Source organism: Arthrobacter crusticola, from assembly GCF_004357995.1.
Classification (GTDB): Bacteria; Actinomycetota; Actinomycetes; order Actinomycetales; family Micrococcaceae; genus Arthrobacter_D; species Arthrobacter_D crusticola.
Window position 1 is genome coordinate 772,175 of the sequence record NZ_SMTK01000003.1, and the last position, 16,581, is coordinate 788,755.

At 59.8% G+C, this 16,581-nt stretch carries 18 protein-coding genes; 8 read left to right on the top strand and 10 right to left on the bottom strand.

Annotation, left to right across the window (positions count from 1 at the left end; all coding sequences use genetic code 11):
* The first annotated feature begins 3 nt into the window (after positions 1-3).
* Positions 4-705 (top strand): hypothetical protein, encoded by a 702-nt coding sequence (locus E2F48_RS11475; RefSeq protein ID WP_133404066.1) that lies wholly within the window; start codon positions 4-6, stop codon positions 703-705.
* On the opposite strand, the gene E2F48_RS11480 is transcribed toward E2F48_RS11475, so the two are convergent.
* The 6 genes from E2F48_RS11480 to E2F48_RS11500 all read right to left on the bottom strand — a co-directional run bounded on the left by E2F48_RS11480 (position 702) and on the right by E2F48_RS11500 (position 5,749).
* Positions 702-926, bottom strand: a complete 225-nt coding sequence (locus tag E2F48_RS11480) for a type II toxin-antitoxin system Phd/YefM family antitoxin (RefSeq protein ID WP_133404067.1) — start codon at positions 924-926, stop codon at positions 702-704. The genes E2F48_RS11475 and E2F48_RS11480 overlap by 4 nt on opposite strands.
* 30 nt (positions 927-956) lie before the next feature.
* Positions 957-1,271: a hypothetical protein gene (locus tag E2F48_RS11485; RefSeq protein ID WP_133404068.1), complete on the bottom strand. Its 315-nt coding sequence runs from the start codon at positions 1,269-1,271 to the stop codon at positions 957-959.
* Between the two features lie 31 nt (positions 1,272-1,302).
* Positions 1,303-1,653 (bottom strand): hypothetical protein, encoded by a 351-nt coding sequence (locus E2F48_RS11490; protein WP_133404069.1) that lies wholly within the window; start codon positions 1,651-1,653, stop codon positions 1,303-1,305.
* Between the two features lie 480 nt (positions 1,654-2,133).
* On the bottom strand, positions 2,134-4,878 hold the full coding sequence (locus tag E2F48_RS11495; RefSeq protein ID WP_133404070.1) for an ATP-dependent DNA helicase: 2,745 nt from the start codon (positions 4,876-4,878) through the stop codon (positions 2,134-2,136).
* A gap of 216 nt (positions 4,879-5,094) precedes the next feature.
* Positions 5,095-5,244: a hypothetical protein gene (locus E2F48_RS17645; protein WP_246018862.1), complete on the bottom strand. Its 150-nt coding sequence runs from the start codon at positions 5,242-5,244 to the stop codon at positions 5,095-5,097.
* A 7-nt stretch (positions 5,245-5,251) separates the two neighbouring features.
* Positions 5,252-5,749 carry an HNH endonuclease family protein gene (locus tag E2F48_RS11500; RefSeq protein WP_246018864.1) on the bottom strand — a complete coding sequence of 166 codons (498 nt, stop codon included), beginning with the start codon at positions 5,747-5,749 and terminating at the stop codon, positions 5,252-5,254.
* Positions 5,750-6,118: 369 nt separating this feature from the next.
* Here E2F48_RS11500 and E2F48_RS17340 point away from each other — a divergent pair, with 369 nt between their 5' ends.
* The 5 genes from E2F48_RS17340 to E2F48_RS11520 all read left to right on the top strand — a co-directional run bounded on the left by E2F48_RS17340 (position 6,119) and on the right by E2F48_RS11520 (position 9,827).
* Positions 6,119-6,286, top strand: a complete 168-nt coding sequence (locus E2F48_RS17340; RefSeq protein WP_165968747.1) for a hypothetical protein — start codon at positions 6,119-6,121, stop codon at positions 6,284-6,286.
* Positions 6,287-6,449: 163 nt separating this feature from the next.
* Positions 6,450-7,196: a hypothetical protein gene (locus E2F48_RS11505; RefSeq protein WP_133404071.1), complete on the top strand. Its 747-nt coding sequence runs from the start codon at positions 6,450-6,452 to the stop codon at positions 7,194-7,196.
* Positions 7,193-7,996 (top strand): hypothetical protein, encoded by an 804-nt coding sequence (locus E2F48_RS11510; RefSeq protein WP_133404072.1) that lies wholly within the window; start codon positions 7,193-7,195, stop codon positions 7,994-7,996. Before E2F48_RS11505 ends, E2F48_RS11510 begins: the two co-directional genes overlap by 4 nt.
* 189 nt (positions 7,997-8,185) lie before the next feature.
* Complete coding sequence (locus E2F48_RS11515; protein WP_133404073.1) at positions 8,186-8,965, top strand: hypothetical protein; 780 nt, start codon at positions 8,186-8,188, stop codon at positions 8,963-8,965.
* 532 nt (positions 8,966-9,497) lie between these two features.
* Positions 9,498-9,827 carry a hypothetical protein gene (locus tag E2F48_RS11520; protein ID WP_133404074.1) on the top strand — a complete coding sequence of 110 codons (330 nt, stop codon included), beginning with the start codon at positions 9,498-9,500 and terminating at the stop codon, positions 9,825-9,827.
* On the opposite strand, the gene E2F48_RS11525 is transcribed toward E2F48_RS11520, so the two are convergent.
* Positions 9,814-9,993 (bottom strand): hypothetical protein, encoded by a 180-nt coding sequence (locus tag E2F48_RS11525; protein WP_133404075.1) that lies wholly within the window; start codon positions 9,991-9,993, stop codon positions 9,814-9,816. The genes E2F48_RS11520 and E2F48_RS11525 overlap by 14 nt on opposite strands.
* A 281-nt stretch (positions 9,994-10,274) precedes the next feature.
* Positions 10,275-10,676 (bottom strand): hypothetical protein, encoded by a 402-nt coding sequence (locus E2F48_RS11530; RefSeq protein WP_133404076.1) that lies wholly within the window; start codon positions 10,674-10,676, stop codon positions 10,275-10,277.
* Between the two features lie 420 nt (positions 10,677-11,096).
* Between E2F48_RS11530 and E2F48_RS11535 the strand changes: the two genes are divergently transcribed.
* Both E2F48_RS11535 and E2F48_RS11540 read left to right on the top strand, forming a co-directional pair.
* A complete protein-coding gene (locus E2F48_RS11535; protein ID WP_133404077.1) occupies positions 11,097-11,750 on the top strand; it encodes a DUF3223 domain-containing protein in 654 nt (217 codons plus the stop codon).
* 427 nt (positions 11,751-12,177) lie between these two features.
* Entirely contained in the window at positions 12,178-12,924 is a 747-nt protein-coding gene (locus E2F48_RS11540) for an NADase-type glycan-binding domain-containing protein (protein WP_133404078.1), read from the top strand.
* 148 nt (positions 12,925-13,072) lie between these two features.
* On the opposite strand, the gene E2F48_RS11545 is transcribed toward E2F48_RS11540, so the two are convergent.
* Entirely contained in the window at positions 13,073-15,022 is a 1,950-nt protein-coding gene (locus E2F48_RS11545; protein ID WP_133404079.1) for a DUF262 domain-containing protein, read from the bottom strand.
* Complete coding sequence (locus E2F48_RS11550) at positions 15,019-16,524, bottom strand: DUF262 domain-containing protein (protein ID WP_133404080.1); 1,506 nt, start codon at positions 16,522-16,524, stop codon at positions 15,019-15,021. Before E2F48_RS11550 ends, E2F48_RS11545 begins: the two co-directional genes overlap by 4 nt.
* Between the last annotated feature and the right edge of the window lie 57 nt (positions 16,525-16,581).

Sequence of the window (16,581 nt, forward strand, 5' to 3'; positions counted from 1 at the left end):
AAGATGAACGAACGGATACGGGAGATTGCCGACAGGACCACCGCGGCCCTGGAGAAATTGGTGCCGGGTGATTCGGGATGGTGGGTGATGGCCTTGGCCATTGTCACGGCCCTGATAGCCGCTTCCATAGCGGCGTGGGCCGGTTGGCGGCCCCTCCGGCACCAGAAAGAATCACTCAAACTCCGGAGGAAGAGGGCTGGCTCGATGCTGAAGTCGGACAGGAAAGCGGATGCCGCTTCCGAGTGGTGGCGGCGCATACAGTGGGCACTGAAAGCCACCACCTCGGAGAACCCGGTGATGTACGGCTACGGCATGAAGATGCTTGATGTCTTGGCCACGAGCGAAGTGGCACGCTCCGAGGAGAAGGCGATGCTGGATGCCGTCTGGAAAGGATCCGTTACCGGGATGACGGACGAGGGCATTGAGGTACTTGTCGAGGACGCCAATAAGTTGAATGATTCCTCCCAGGCACAGGAGACGTCGCTGAACAGCGTCGAGACTGGCCAGGATGTTCTCTCCTCGGATCTGGGGGCGGAACCGACCTATCACCGGGGTTACGACCCAACTCAAGAAGACCAGGTACTCTCGACGCTGCGCCGCGAGATCCTCGCTGCCCGGTTGAAGGTCACCTTAGATGAGCAGCTGGGCCGTGGAACGGCCCCTGCCGTGCGGAGGCTCGCTGGGATGAAGCTGCCGCCGAACTAAAGTCCGTCCCTGCGGGCGGATGCGAGAGCCGACATGAGGCGGCTAGCATTCGAGGGGGAGCTCAGCAGGTAGCTTGTCTCCACCAGGGCGTCGTACTCATCCTTCGACATCAACACCGCGGAGCCACGCTTGGACACGATCTCAACTTCCGTGCGGTTAAGGTTAACCCGTTCGATGAGCCGGACAAGGTCCCGGCGGGCCTCGCTGGTTGATATCGCCATCACTGCCTCCCGGTCGTCGTACGAGACATGCTAGTCCTTGGCCGGGGTGACCGCGCCCCGCCATACCCAGCCCTCGCGCTGGATCATGATTAGCGGCTCGAAGAAGTGGATCTTCACCGCCGTGCGCGTGCAGGCCAGGGCGTGCACCTGGACCCGGACGGCCTTGGAGGGGTAGCGGATCCACGCGTACACCCGCCGCGGGTCTTGGAAGTCCACGGGCTGATTGCTTTCGAGGTCGAGCTCGGCCGCGGTGAGCATGATCAGCTCCTCGCGCATGACAAATTCTTCGATCCGGGCATCCATCAGCTTCGAGTAGTATGCGCGGTACCTTTTGCTGGAACCCATGACCGGTATCCACCCACCGGTTGCTGTCCGCTCAGAAGCCGGTGGCGCCGGTGACGCGGTGCAGCCGCCAGTCCTGCCAGCGCGAATCGGCGCTGATGTCGAACTCCAGGACCGGGGAGGCCGGCCCGGTCTGGGCCCGAAACCGCCAGGATCGGGTGGTGATGACGCTGCCGTGCCCGCCGCGGGCGGTGCTGTCCGGTTCCCACCAGTTGTTCGAACTGGACCACTGGATGGGTTCGCCGATGACCTGCCAGATGCTGCCTCGCCACCGCAGCGCCAGGGGTGTGCCGGCGCTGGTGAACCGCATGGCCGCCGGTTCGTCGAGCGTCTGCCGGTCGGTGCTGGGGTTACCCATGGATGGACCCGCTGGTTGTGCTGTCATGGCCTGCTGTCCTTCACCTCAACGCTCGTAATCTCAAGTTAAAATAGAACACATATTCGATTGTTTTGGAAGCCGGCAGCCCGGTAGACCGGGCGGTGGAGTTCGAAGTGGGGGGTGCCCGCTTAGGCCGGCGCAGGGACGGCCTCCGCGTAAGAGCCCGCGACGGCCTGGGACTGAGAGCCAGATCGCCCAGACGGGCTCCAGGAACTCGAACTAGCCGACCTGCATCTTGCTGGCAGGAGCACTGTCGCCGCTTTAGGAGACCTGAAGCCGAGTTGGTTGTCGTCCTGCTTAATGCCGCCGAGGCCCGGCCCTTGTCTGGGTACTCGTTCTAGCCCTTGGCGGTGAAGCGGGCGAGACAGTGGCCGATATCGGGAAGGAACTCGACCTCTCGCACTATGCGGCGCTTCTGTCGCCGCATCGGACCGGAGTGGAGATGCGGGCTAAGCGCTGCGCGTGTGAGGCGCCATGTCGGAGAGGTTAGGGAAGGTTGCGCGCCTTCTGACGACGAGGTCGCTTCGTCAGGGGCTTGATCCCGCGCCGCATCTTGAGGAGGGCCTCGTCTTTCGTGTTCTCCTTCACATCGAGTCGGCTCAGAATTCGCTTCTGCGCCTCCGGAGTCCAGAAGATTCCTAGCCGCTCACGAGCTCTGGTGATCGCGGTATAGAAGATGCTGTGGGTCACGTTGACCTCGTTCACGTCGGTGATCACCACCTTCACGGAGTCGAACTCCAGACCTTGAGCCTTATGGAATGAGACGGCGTAAGCGATCTGGAACGGAACCAGAGTCACCGATGTGTCGTCATCGTCGTCAGGATCAGTCATCTCGAATACATCGAATCGGACTGTCGAACCCTCGACCCAGATAAGGTCGGTGCCGTACACATCGGTTGCGGTAACGTCCCTGTCCAGCTCAATATCGAAGGTGACGCGTCCCGGCTCTTGGTCGATCCGAACGATTTTCCCCTTTAGATTGTTGTAGATGACGCCTCGGAAGCGGCTGGTGTCATTGAATAGCACCGGATCGCCGACCTTATAGGTCGTCCCCCGGCGAGTGATCACAGGGTTCGGATTGCTTGCCTGGAGGAAGCGATTAACGTTGTTGATGCCGTAAAGACCGTCGTAGTTGAGGCACAGGACGATCTCGTCGTTTCTCTGCGGAGTGAAGAGTGACTCGCCAAGCACGGTCGAGTACCCGTTCTTGGCAAGTGACTCCTCAATGCGATCGTCCAAGTTCCGCACTCGGTCCCAAAGCGTGAGGAGTGCCGGATCGTTAGCGCGGTAGGGCTTCGTAAGCTCGAAAACCGAGGTGCTGGGCAGATACGAGCGGATTGCACCAAACCAATTGCCGAACTCGATCGACTCGATCTGGTACACGTCACCGACGAGAACGAGTAGGTCAAAGGAAGTGTTTTCCAGCACCTTCAGCAGGTTGGCGTTGCTCACGGTGCTGCACTCATCGATGATGAGAACGTCGTACTTGCCATAAGTGCCGCGGCCGCCGAGATGGCTAGAGATCGTATTGAACTCCGATTCCGGAGCGTCAACCTTGCGCCTGAGGTTGTCCACCGCCGGGTTCGTGTGAGCGAGGAAGAGCTTCCGATCGTTGCCGAAGTAGTTGGCGATATGGTTGACCATCGTCGACTTGCCCGTGCCTGCCGCACCGTAGACGAGAGCGACCTTGGAGTGCTCGAACAGACGCTTGAGGGCATCCGCTTTCAGGTCATCGTCGATGGCGAGCGGATTCGCATCGATCCACGCCTTAACATCTGTGGCATGGTCCGCGATGCCGGAAGCCGCGATCGACTGAAGGGTTTCGATGATCGTGACAGTGTCGTCCTCATAGCCCTTGATAAAGACGTGCCCGTTGTCGTGCACAAGTCGCCTGGGCTTGTGCGGGGCAGTCGGGGGCAGGAGCCCGTTGTACTTCACGATGAGCATATCGACGTCGCCGAAGTCCTCGAGCTCCGAGTCGGGCGTGTATATGATGCCGTGTTGCTCGACGTTGTTTCGCACTCGCCTGGCCAGAAGTTCGTGGCGTCTAGTGGTGGTGCTCAGGCTCTCAGCGAGATCGGCGAAGTGCGGATTGTGCTTCCGAGGGGATGAGCAGAACGGCATGGTGTCGAACGGCCGGCAAGAATGTGAGACGTTCAGTCCGGACAACGGGGCGCAGCTGGCCGAGTCATACTGCGCCTTGATTACCTGATTGTTCATTCGAAGTAGCAGATAGCGCAGCAGGCTTGAACCCGGACGCGATGATTGAATAAGGGACCTCGCGACGTCCAGCATCTCGAAGATGAGCGGGCCGCGGTGCGCACCCGTTTGTGCCCAGTCCCGGATCTGCGCGTAGTTGGCGTCGCCCATGTCCATGAGATCGAGGAGGTTCGAGCGTGTAGTGGTCAAGTACTGCATCAAGTTCTTGTACTCGACCAGTCCACGACTGACAGAGCCGTTTGACTGCCCGAGAATCTTCGCGAAGTTGTTGAACTCGCAGCCACGGATAGCCACTTGCCAGGACCTGATTAGGGTGATCGGCATCGTCTGATCAAGCACGTTAATTGTGTCTTCGGTCAGTTGGAGGTTGGCCGCGTACTTGTCAGTAACATCGATGTCGGTGAAGCCAATGATGCGGTCGAACTTGCTTGTCCGATTATGTGCCGGAGAGAACGTCACCTCGTAGTAGATGTGACCGCCGATGAAGAACGGACGGGAACTATGAATGTAGTAGACACCGTCAATTGCAGGCTTTGGCTTGCTTTCCCTCATCGCGACAACACGACCAACGATCTTTTCGTAGTACTCCTTCAGTGAGGGATCGAGGTCGACGGGGAACTTCGCGAGATTGCCGAGAAGGTCAAGGCCGAAACGCGCCTTCGCAAGGTCTCGGGTGCGCATTAGGAACTCGTAGTATTTCAGCATGAGCCGTTCAGATGGGTCACCATCCAGCGTGTAGTGGGAGGTGCTCGCCTGAAGCAGATGATGGAACCTGCTCAGCAAATTCAGCTTGGCGTCCGCTCGCACCACGTCGAGTGCGGGGCCGACGAGGTTGTAGTCGAACGTCTGCCCGCCGTTGCCCACATGCGCCCGGACGATGAGGCCCTCGATGAGGTTGCGCAGCTGGGCGAGGACGTTCTGCGACAGTAGGTCACGCTGTGCGCTGAGAGTGTCGATATTGCGCACGATGGCTTCATCTGCGCTTTGGATCTGCTGGTCGATCGAGGTCAACGCGCTCCTCCGGAACGTTTCGTGTCATGAGACAGCTGACTGTGGCGGTCTCAACCGGTCAACGCACCGTTGGCACCTTCTTACCAGCGTAAGTGAGTCTTCCCCCGGGAGAGGTAACCGCCGACCTATGCCTCGGTGCGTCGCTGGGGAGGCTGGCACAGGGGTGCGATCCTTTATCCGTACGTCACGACGAATTGTGTTGTGACTAGTACTTGACTAGTACTTGATGATTGTCAGTGAGACGGCGGGGCACTGGTCGGCTTTCTGGACCAGGAAGGCCTTCTCTCGTGAGTCGACGGTCATGCCCCAGCGGGCCTTCACCATGACCCACTGGGCGATGTAGGAGCACTGGTTGGCCGGCGGCATCCAGTCCTCAGGGCCCCTTGGCCTGCTTCTGCTGGTTCAGCAGGTTCGTCTGCGCGTTCAGCGAGTGAGGGTAGAGGTCGTTGTAGAACGTGATCCTGCGGGCCTGCGTCCAGTTCCGGGCACCGGAGCCCCAGGCCTCGGCCACCGGGATCAGGTGGTCGATCTGCACCGTGGTGGGCGAGGTGTGGACCTTGTTGTCCCAGTTCGTGACCCACCGGCCGGCGGTGACGGTGCACCGGCTGGAACTGTAGGTCGGCGCCACCCTGGTTTCAGAGATGAGGACCTCGGCGCGCGTGTACTGGCAGTCCCTGTTCGTGTCGATCCAGCCGCTGCCGAAGTACCGGGCCCGGTCAAAGCCGAGATTGTTCTCCGCGGCGAGGGGCAGGGCGCGGGCCGCAGCCCGCAGATTTGTGGTGTAGGTGACTCCGGCTTCGGCGGGAGCGGCGAGGCCGGCGAGGACGAAAACGGCCGTGAGAATGGCGGCGAGACCCGATCGGATATTCATGATTTTTCCCCAGCGTGATGGGCGTCCCCCCTGGGGCGCCGGATGCATGCCATAAGTGTGCTCCCAACCCGGCCAAAAAGATCACAACCTGATCCGAATTCAGTGGCGGTAGGAGCGGATTCGAGTACCGAGAAGCCAACCCGCGATCCGGATCCGTCTCCAAAGTAGGAGTGAAATTTTTGAGGCGGGCATATCCGCTCAACGGACGATTGCGCCACCTCAGCGGAGACGAGACACCGGCGGTCCTGGCCCACAAGCCGATGGAATTGCTCGGCCCCTCCCGGCCCCGAGCGCAAGATAGGGCCACAACATAATGTCAGTCGTCCGACCCACGGGGCGCACCGTTGACGGCGCCATTAGGCTCGGAGCATGGGTTTTGCGTTGCTCTGGATGGCCAGCAATGCGTATTCCGTACTGGCCGAGGGGCGCACCGCCACTGGGTTCTACTGGGTTACGCAGGCCATGAACCTGGCTTTCTTCGTGCTGTGTGTGTGGTTGTTCATCCGAGCTGTGAAGCGGCCAGAAGACACACGATAATGTCGGTTATGTTGCGGGATGGGGATCTACTGCCCCTGGGTCATCCCCAGGGGTGGAAAAAGCCATTCCGGACTATTACCGCTGAACAAGAGGCGAACATCCAGCGGCACGGGTGGGCTGCCTATCGCAGGCGGTAACGATGGAAGCTTGCTACAGTCCAGAAATGACGAGCGCCTTCACCGCGGAAGCGGAAAAGCTAACAGAGGTATGCCGCGATATTTTTGGTGGCGAAGCTGGGTGGATAACAGCCGACGGTTACCCGCACAGTTTGGCCCTTTGCGTTATCGACTCCATTTACTCAACCGGATCGAACTATCAGTCCGTGATCAACGTCGTAAACGAGTATAGGGAGTACAGGAGGGCACACGACGGTGACGCTAATCAGGACGGCACCAAGGAGCTTCTGGCGACGTTCCAAGAAGCCGGAGACAGTGCGGCGTGGGCAGAGATAGTCAACAACCGTAAGCCCGCCCACACTAAGGCAAATGCCCCCTTGAAAGCGGAAGTCATCCGTCAAGCTGCTGAAATGCTGCAGAATGAGCTCGGATACTTGACGCTGAAGGATCTTCACCGAGCCTGTGCGCAGGACGAGAACCTCAAGGCCTTGAAGGACGCCTGGCTCGATCTTCCGAGCCAGCGCTCCGGGGTGACCCACAATTACTTGCTAATCCTTGCCGGCTTCCAGTCCGTTAAGCCCGACCGTATGGTGACCCGCTTTATTGAAGAACACATCGACCTCGGTGGACGGCGTCTGACTCCCTCACAGGCAGCCGAGCTGATAAAGAGGGTTGCCGAGCTGTACCCAACCCAAGCGCAGCGGCTTGACCACGTGATCTGGCGCCATGTCTCTGGGAGAGAAGTCTTCCGGGAAGAGGAAGTGGTTTTTTCCGAAGAGGAGTTCGCTAAGTGACGGAGAACGATTGGGCTGATCTCGCGCGTGGATTGATCAGCGCGGTAAATGACAACGGGCCGAATGCGGCCGAGATATGGTCCGCCGTCGCTTCCTGGATGACGCTACTCGTGGCTGGCGCCGCGTTGTGGTACGCGAGAGGCCAGTTGAGCGAGGCATCACGAGCCAGAGAGCAAACGAAGAAGCTGGAACTTGAAAAGTCCCAGCCATATGTAGTTATGACCATGGAAGAGAGCATTAGCCCCGAATTTATTGATCTGGTGATCAGAAACTACGGTCAAACAGCGGCCTTCGACGTCAAGGTAGCGCTCAGTCCGTGGCCGACGAGATCTCAGGAAGGGGTGGAAGACGTTCAGCTTCCAGAAGTGATTCCTGTTATGGCTCCAGGCCAAGAGTGGCGGACTTACTGGGACACGGCTCAGGGAAGGCTGAAGGCGGACTTGCCCGATAGGCACAATGGGACGGTCACTTATCTCGGAATTGATAAAGAACTCATGTCTTCCAAAGCGATCCTTGATTGGTCCATCTATAAGTCGCGCCTTCGCATGGTGAAGTATGGACTACACCACTTGGCAAAGGCCGCCAGGGACATCAGCGATACGCACAAGAAATGGACTGAAAGTGCGGGAGGCAGCCTAAGCGTCTATGCGCGAAACGGTGAGGCCAAGGACGCGGCGCTCCTTCGCCAGCATCAAGAATTCCTTCGAGAGGAAAAGATAGACAGAGCGGCTGCACCACCGCCTCATCGTCGACGGGCTGCTCGCCGGGAAGAGTCGCCTACCGACGAGAAGGGTGACTAGTGACGCTTCGGGCATCACTGGAGTTCCTGCGTCGTCGATCCGACTTGTAGATAATTCACCGCCCACACGCTGGGTGGGCCGAACGGTCCCACGTTTCAATTGCGCATCCGCAATGCGCCGCCGTCCGGCGATCCGGACGTCGGCGATGGTTTCGGCGTGATTGCGGCCCGCTGTGAGTAGATTGCTTGTATGACTACAGTGCAGGAACCATCCCGTGAGCTTCGACGTCTGGCGACTCGCATTGACTACGGCCTGGGACGGTACTTGGCCGAGCGCGGCTCATGGGCGCTCACTTCCGAATGGGAGGCGCCCCGCTACGGGTGGTCACTTAGCAACCTGGCGCTCCGGCATGCCGAGGCAACGCTGACGCTCGCCAGGACCGACATGGTGTTAGCTCCCTCAGCTTGGGTCACAGCGCGTGCTGCCACTGAGGCCGCTGCTCGGTGCTTGTGGCTCCTTCAACCTGAAGACGAGTGGGAGCGGGAGGCGCGATGGCTCGCGCTGCTGCATGAGGGCGTCCGTCTTGGCGACCGGAAGGAGACGAAAGACGTGCCGACTCTCGCTGCTCAGTCCAAGCGGATGAAGGAGTTCGCGGAAGCGGTTGCTGCCAAGCTTCCCGAGGGAATGGCCGTTCCGGGCATGGACTCGATCCAAAGCATCTTGGCCGCGGAAGGAGAGGGACTTGCACTTTTCTACGTCATGGCATCGCAATACACACACGCGACGGAGCATGCCACAAGGTTCTGGCGTGTTAATTTGGGCATCGACGCGTCGCACGGGGAGTTCGTCGGCGCTAAGGACTGGTTGCAGCCTTTGTGGATGTCGTACTTGTCGTTCCGGGTAACCGCCTTGCGTTTGATCGAGCTCAAAGGCGAAGACCCGAGCGCGGTCCTCGGGCTAGCCGATCACCAAGCCGGAGAGGCGCGCGATGCTTTCGTGGCTTCTATCTATGCACAGGCGACGACGTAACGGGGGAGCCTTTGCTCGACCGAACGGTGGATGAGGATGTTTCTAGTCAGGTGTTCAATCAGCAGATCTGTGCACTGAACGGTAGCCATGGAACCGGAAACCGAGAAAGCCGGCCCTGATAGCTTGTGTGGATCCTCTGATGGAGCGGTTCGGCCTGCGAGCCTCCGACCAATGTCCCGCTGTCCGCACTTTTCGGAGTGCCGAACGGGCGTGCTGCTCTTCGATGCAGCCTGTATGCTTCGCGCCCGCCCTGATAGCCCGGCGCCCGATGTCTTTACCGCTGCGTTACTGCGGGACAGACTCGGGCAGGGCAAAGGCCCTGATTCCCTCTGTTTATGAGGGAATCAGGGCCTCGCTATCTGGCGGTGACGGTCGGATTTGAACTCATCGTCGGTGAAACGCACACTCAGCAAGCTCGACCCAAATCCGGTTTGGTGCATGGTGGCCGCCAGCCCGTCACGGTTGAGTGGCTGAATCCACATCATGGTCAGGGCCATTCTCGTCGTCGATACCGCCCGGCAGGCTGCGGGGCATGAGCAGCCTCTCCAACCTGCTCAACGATTCGAATCCTGAGAAGCTTTCGGCTCGCCGCATCCAGGCTGTCGCCGAGATGCGGGGCGTGAAGGTCACTAACACCTCCATTTCGAAGTACCTGCGCGGGGCACCGGAGATCCCGTCGGAAAAGATCCTGCACGCGTTTTCGGTCGCCCTGAACATTCCCGTGACCCGGCTCCGGGAGGCGGCCGGAGTGCCTGTCGGCGAGCCCGAACCGTTCGTGCTGCCTGAGTGCGCGAACCGGCTCACCGCCCGCCAGCGCGAGCTGGTCCTTCACACCATCCGGGTCCTCCTCAACGAGGAGTAGGCGCCGCTGCGGGGGTTCTCCGGATGAGCAGCTTCAACCGGGCCAGGTCGGCACGGCTGAAGCCGCGGGAGCCCATGTCCTTGAGGATCGCGTCGGGGCCAATCAGCCCGCCCTGCCGCAGGCCGGCGAGGACCTCAAGGACCCCGGGTTTCGGAGACGTCGTCACGCCAGCCGCGCTGGCCCAAGTTCGCCATCTGATCAAGTCTGCGCTGCAGTGAAGCCATTTCTCCAATGTATCTACGCCCACCATCGGCGGTGTGGAGGGAGACCGGCCCGGCCGCACACTTGTGGCGGGAAAGAGGTTGAAGTGTTCGCGCCATAGGCGGCTTCTGTGGGGCTACCCGTTCGGGGCGGGTAGACGGAGGATGACGGCACAGGATACTCGGTGTGCAAAGAGCCTACGGGGGCGGAGGGTCCACGTGAAAGATGCGGATTGCAGGTCCTGTCCTAGATGATAAGTGCCGCCCAGAACCAGACATTCATGCCGACGCCTAGGACGGCGCTGAGGGCTGTCAACATGGAAAGGAGGTACCGGCCGGGACGGCACCTGCCGCGGCGGAACCCTTCGCGTCCCGCCGCTAGGCACAGGGCCAGCATGATGGTGACCAGGATGAGGGCCATCGCCCAGTTGGGGCTGGTGCACTCGACGGATTCCGTGGTGCAGCTCTTAAAGGGTCCGCCCCGCCCGCTGGTGTCGTTGGTTTCCAATGCAGCGAAGGTCAGGAATACCAGGAATAAGTGGGCTGGGAGCATCAGCAGTGTCACACCGGCCGTCACTGCCGCGGCCCATGCGGGCCGAGGCGCTGAGGCAGGCTCCTGCGAATCGGCTCTCACCTCAGAAATCCCCATGCGGTGACTTTAGCCGACCGGTTCGGGTGCACACTGCGCTCCAAATGGAACTGCTCGCAGTGCCGGAAGTGGGCTTTGCTCCCGCCGGCAAAGGTCGTCCGCGAACTTCAGGTCACCCCTTCTTCATCCGCAGGCTCATCCGAAGCAGCGAGCTTCCTGCTGTCCAGGTTGTGGCCGTGGTCAACGGCGCATTGAGCTCGACGGCCTCGTGGCCTTGACCGCCGGTGCCCGCGAGAAGATGCGAGCGGCCACCCAGCGTGGCAGCCTGCACTTAGAAGTGCGGGGTTGAAGCAGCACAGATATCGTGGCCACGGTAGGCGAACGTCACCCATTTGGCCCGGGTATGGTTGCCTGCTGTAGCAGTCCCTTGGTTTGCTTCGACGGGTGCAGCCCTACGGATCTCGAGTTTTTGGAGAGTGAATGGAATACCAGGTTGGTGAGTACCACTTCAGCAGGAAAGGTCAGGTCAAGGAGATCCTCAGTAAAGAACTGGGACGCCTTGAGGTGGGAGAGGAAGTAGCAGACACGTATGTGTCTGGTTTGCTTACAGCGCTGGCAAGGGAACACCCCGAAGCGGAGGACAAGATCGGAAAGGGTATCGAACATTGGGTGGTTTGCTCGAACAGGGATCTGGGATACGCATCTAACGGCTTTCGCGCGAAACAGACCGGCCGTGAGGGGTTGATCCCGTTCAGTTACTCCGACGTATTAAGCCCACCGAGACAGCGAGCGCGCGTCGCCGAGGCACTTACCTTCGAAGCAATCGACATCACGAGGCAGTTCCGCACCGATGCATTTCGTGAGGGGCCCGTCAGATGTGCCGACACGGGCGAGGTACTGATAGTGAAAACCCTTGCCGACGCAGTCCACCGAGAACCACCGCGAGGCCAACTGCATCGGATGTTCTTGGCGTCAGAAGGGCTCAGCTACGACACCACGGAACTCGTCAAGCACCCCTCAGAGTCCGGCTACCGCCTCGTGGATCGAGCTCTCGCACAGAGGTGGAGGTCATTCCAGGCCGCGCACTTGGAAGGTATGGCGATTGTGAAACGCCGCGCCTCGTCGAGTCGGTAGAAGCTGAACACTTGCGGCGAATCTAAGGTTCAGAGGCTGCGGAGCGGATTCCAGTACGCAGAAGCAACGCGCGCACGGGATCCGTTTCCAAGGCTGCTCCGAGAAGCCCACAACATAATGTCCCTTACGTTGTGAGCGTTGAGGTCCATGACGGTTGGGGCGATCCAATGTCTGCTGATGGTGGGAGACGAGCTGTACTCAGCCAGCAGGTTCGTCGCACCTGCTGACGGGTGCTAGTCCTCCGAGGGCGCTGTGGTTGCGGCGGTGGTTGCAAAACTCTAACCAGCAGGTGAGGGCTTGGGTGCGGTGGTTCCTGAAGTCGTAGGCGTTGCTAAAGGCAGACACGCACTCTCATGCGGCTACCTGTTTGTCCCTGATCCGCCTCCAGAAACCTTGACTTGCCCCCCGGAGGAGCCCAGGATCAGCCATGACTGATCCCCCAGTTAAAAAGTCGTGGTCGGCCAAGATGCTCGGATGGCTGGCCAAGATGTTCGGGCAAGTCGTGCTAACGATTCTCGGAGTGGTGATTGCCATCGCGTTGGCACCGTTTACTCCTTTTTTCGACCAGGCGTTGAGTCGGTGGCACTACGTGGAGCCCACGTGTGAGGATCCTCGGGGCCTGGAGCTACTAGACGTTGCAACTATGGAAGCAGAGGGCACAGCAACCGTCGAAGCGTCGTCCGAGCTCAATGAGGAAAGCCGAAGGAAAATGAATGCCTTCGACGGTCGCCCTGGCTCTGGGTGGGTACCAGAAACTGAGTCCTCCCGAGCAGACTCGGCTGAAACCCCCACAGACTGGATCGAACTGACTTTCACAAGTCCTCAACCAATTGCTCTATTGTGCGTAGTTAATGGCAACGCCAGTGATTGGGTTTCCTACATGCGTGCGGACCGCGTTCGCACGGTGGAGGTCAGTCTCGGTGACGGGGAGCCGCACCGTATCTCGTTGCGCACCCTGCCGGAATATGAGATGCAAAACCGTCAGGATCTCGGGGTGCGCCCCCCAGCAACTCTGTGGCGGGAAAACCCTCCGTACAATCGGGTATCGCTTACGCTGGTCGACCGCTACCTGGGATCACAGGTCGACGATCCGAATACGGGTGACACTGTCGATGCACCAACCAAAGAGGTGATGCTCGCCGAGCTGGAGCTATGGGTTGAGCCCGAGCAGTGACGCTTGGTTCGCGTTGGTAGTTCCACCACCTCTCCCATTGCCGGGTCGCCGGGCTTCTGCTCGGTCAACGACGGGCCTCCCCGCACCGACTTACTCCTTGTATGGTCGCGTTCACCGTCGAACTGTTTGTGCTTCTGCCCGACCGTGGCTATGTAGGCAGCGGAGTGAAGAGCACCTTCCGCATGAGTCCTCCTTGCCGGGTGATCTGCTCGGGCCCCCATGCCTTTTCGATTCGCTGCAGGGCGCACATGTAGTGAAGCTTCAGACTCTGATCGACCTCGCCGTATTTCTCCACCTTCCAGTCCGGGGTGTGGTCCGAGCGCCGAGAGTTCTCCGTCCTCGTCATTAGGCACAGGTTCCCAAAGTCGTTCACCACAGAGCGTTGCTCATCGCTTTCGGCGAAGTTTGTTGGGAGGAAGTGCTCTATCGACGTGCGATACGCGAACCGGAATCCTGAGGTAGCGACCGATGGCAGGTCGACGGCGACCTGGCGACTTTGCTGCATGAACCAGAGTTTGTAGTCGAGCAGGTTTAGTGCGAAGTGCGGGACACCCGTGCCGCTGTCGAGCCCGTCTCCTGTGCGCAGGTCCAGGGCATCGAGATCCTGCTCAGCCATCCGGTGGATCTGCTGGATGAAGGCGCCGCCGTCAATCTTCTGAAACCGCGTCCATGCGCCGTCGAGATACTTGAGTAGTTTGTAGAGGAACTCCTTGTAGATCCTGCCCTGGTGTGTGACCTGGAACATTGCTTGTGCCATGAGCACCTGCTGATTCTCGTTCTGCTCGAATGGATTCCGAGACGACAGGGTTGCATTACGAGTGCCAGATTGCGTGTAGTGCCGGCTGTGAATCACCCAATTGGAGCCATCGTTATCTCCGGGCTCGTCGAGTGGCTTGATGATGAAGTTGTCGAACAGAAACTTCGTGCGAAGCAGCCTAAAAGCGAAGTCCAGCGCCCCTTGCGCCGTCGTGACGCTCCGCTCGAATTGCACTACAAGCCGCTTGTCGTCGAGCGCAATTCCTGATGTGCCGCCTGCACCTCCACTGGTATGCAGCCGAAGCACGTGTAGCAGAAAGTTAGGGAAGTCGATGATGGCCCCATATCGGCTGGCATCATCGTCGTCGAACAGGGAATCGACTGCGCTGGTGGAGTCGTCCAAGGCTTCGAGGACAGAGTCAAGATCGACTACGTTTTGGCGGGGCTCGTTGCTGGGTTGTTGGACAGCGGCTACGAGCTCCTCGATGTTGCTAGGGAGAAACGTGCTCCAGCCGGTGTCTTTGTTCCGGGCAGGGTCACCAAACAGTCGGGACCTATCAGCTGTATTGAAGCGCGCCTGCACGTGCCGCGTGACGTCTGAGCAGGCATCCCAAATCGATGCGAACAGGGCCCTGTGCTTAATATCGTCACCGAAGAGTCCAAGTAGGCGCGCCTTCACAATTTCGTGTTTCTCGAGTTGCTCCCCTCGGGTATTCATCACCTCGAAGTAGTGGTTGAGGTCTGTATGTCGGGGCAGCTCTGTCAAGACGATCCGCACGTTATCGAGTAGGAATGACAGCACGCGGTCGACGAGGAACTCGGATTGCGTATGGCCCGGGATGCCCTGATCTAAGAGCACGCGTGCCAGGCGTTGCTCATTGCCTAGCAGGTTCATGACCGCGTCGGCGCCTGCCCTTATACCGTCCTCCTGCAGCTGGACGGACCCCCCAGGAGTCGCACGGGCGAGGGCTCCTAGGTCGAGATTCGAGCGTTTACGTTCTTCGAACGAGAGCAGCTGATCCGTTATTTCGAATGGCTTCAGCAAGCCGCTCAGCCTCCCACGAAGCGCGGGGTGTGTCATCGTGATGAAGAGTGTGGTGAGCCGTTGTTGGCCGTCGACGACCTCGAACACCGAGCGGTCCGACTCGACGTCGCGACCCTCGTGCAGCACAAGAGAGCCGATGTAGTAGGACGGGCGTCCTAGCACGCTAGCGACATCACGGATGAGAATCTCAATATCTCGCTTTTCCCATGTGTAGGCGCGTTGATAGATTGGCACGCGAAACTGACGCGTGCCGTCAAAAAGCTCGCGCACGGTCACGAACCGCGGCTGCCCGGTCATGCGTCGGACTCCGACCGGACGGTCCAGAGTGCATCCATCGCGGCCACGTCTGCCTCATTGAATCTTGACTCATCTGTGCCATACGGACGGGGGCGAGGAATGGGATGGCGAAGGACTTCGCGACTGGTACGGGCGTCGCGGATTTCGTGGAAGAAGTTCACCGAGGTGGGACCTTTTTTCGTTCCGAGGGCGTGGTCGTTGATTGACTCTCGGCGCACGGCGTAAAGTTGCGCGCGAGGAATCATGATGAAGCGTCCTGCGAGCACAGCGAAGGCATCCCTATCCTGGTTTCCGAACCTGTCTGTGTAATACAACAACAGGGCGTCGAGCAGCCCGCGAACATAGGCATACCGAGATCGGTTGCCTCCGGGCCCACTCTGGCGGTCGATGCCTTCAAGCACGGCCGAACGTGCTTCGCCTAGTGAGTCGTGCATATCGCTGGGCAGGTTGTCGTCGCAAAAGGACAAGAGACCGAGGCGAACGCTAAGCGCGTAGTAGTGCGCCACCATGCGGAAGAAAGTTTCGCCGTTCAAGACCGGTTGATCAATCTGATGTGGGTATTCGATGGGTTCGAGCATCCCGAATTGCACCAGTGTGGCGTTCTGGGAGCGGTAATCATCGGTGAAGTTTTTGGCGTAGACAAACGGTCGGGCCCACCGGTTCTCAAGGTTCGCGGCATCTCGCTCCCGAATGCCCTTGAACATGGCGATCGAATCGTTTGTGAATCCCTCCCGAGGCACGTTGCGGCCGCTCGCCCATCGACGAATTTTGAAGAGATACTCGCTGAAGAGTGCGTTCACGTGGGTTGCGGGGATCTCCTCCCACAATTCGATCAGCTCTCGCTTGGCCGCGGCGTCATGCAGACCGCTTCCAATTTCACGAAGATGGAATGCCTTCAGCAAGTCGGTGGGGTAGAGGGACCGTCCACGCGAGTTCTGGGAGTCAAACATCTGAAAGGCTTCATCGAGGTTCGCCAATGTAACCACGACGACCTCGCATCGGGAGAAGAGGGAATCCGCGAAGTTGCGCACGCGCTCCGCGCTCCACGTACGGACGGTATCTTGCATGTGCCGCGCATTCTCGCGGACCTGCTGCGCAGTGTGCTCTGCACCAAACGGCGAGAGCATGAGCGGTGCCAGTTTTCGTGACTCCGGGTCATGCTTCGTGTCTCGAAGTGCTCGAGCGAGGATATGCAGCGTCGTGAGGCGCTGCTGCCCGTCGACGATGTCGAGCACCTCGCCTTCCTCGGTTTGGCGTGCATGCAGGATCACGGTACCAATGCGGTAGTCGCCCGTCCTCGTGAATTGGCTGATGTCATCCACGAGCTCGGCCGCATTGCGCGCACTCCACGCGTAAGGCCGCTGGTAGTCGGGGATGCGGATGCGCTCGTCGGCAAGCAAATCCCGCACCTTCCAGACCGCGACGCGAGGCCCGACGCCGACGAGAGCAGCGTCCTGTGCTCTGTTGCGGTGATCGCTGGTGATGCTAGCGTCGACGATCATCGTTGGTTCTCCTCATCGCGTTGTGCTGATGATGGTCCTTCAGCTGACCGATCCGCT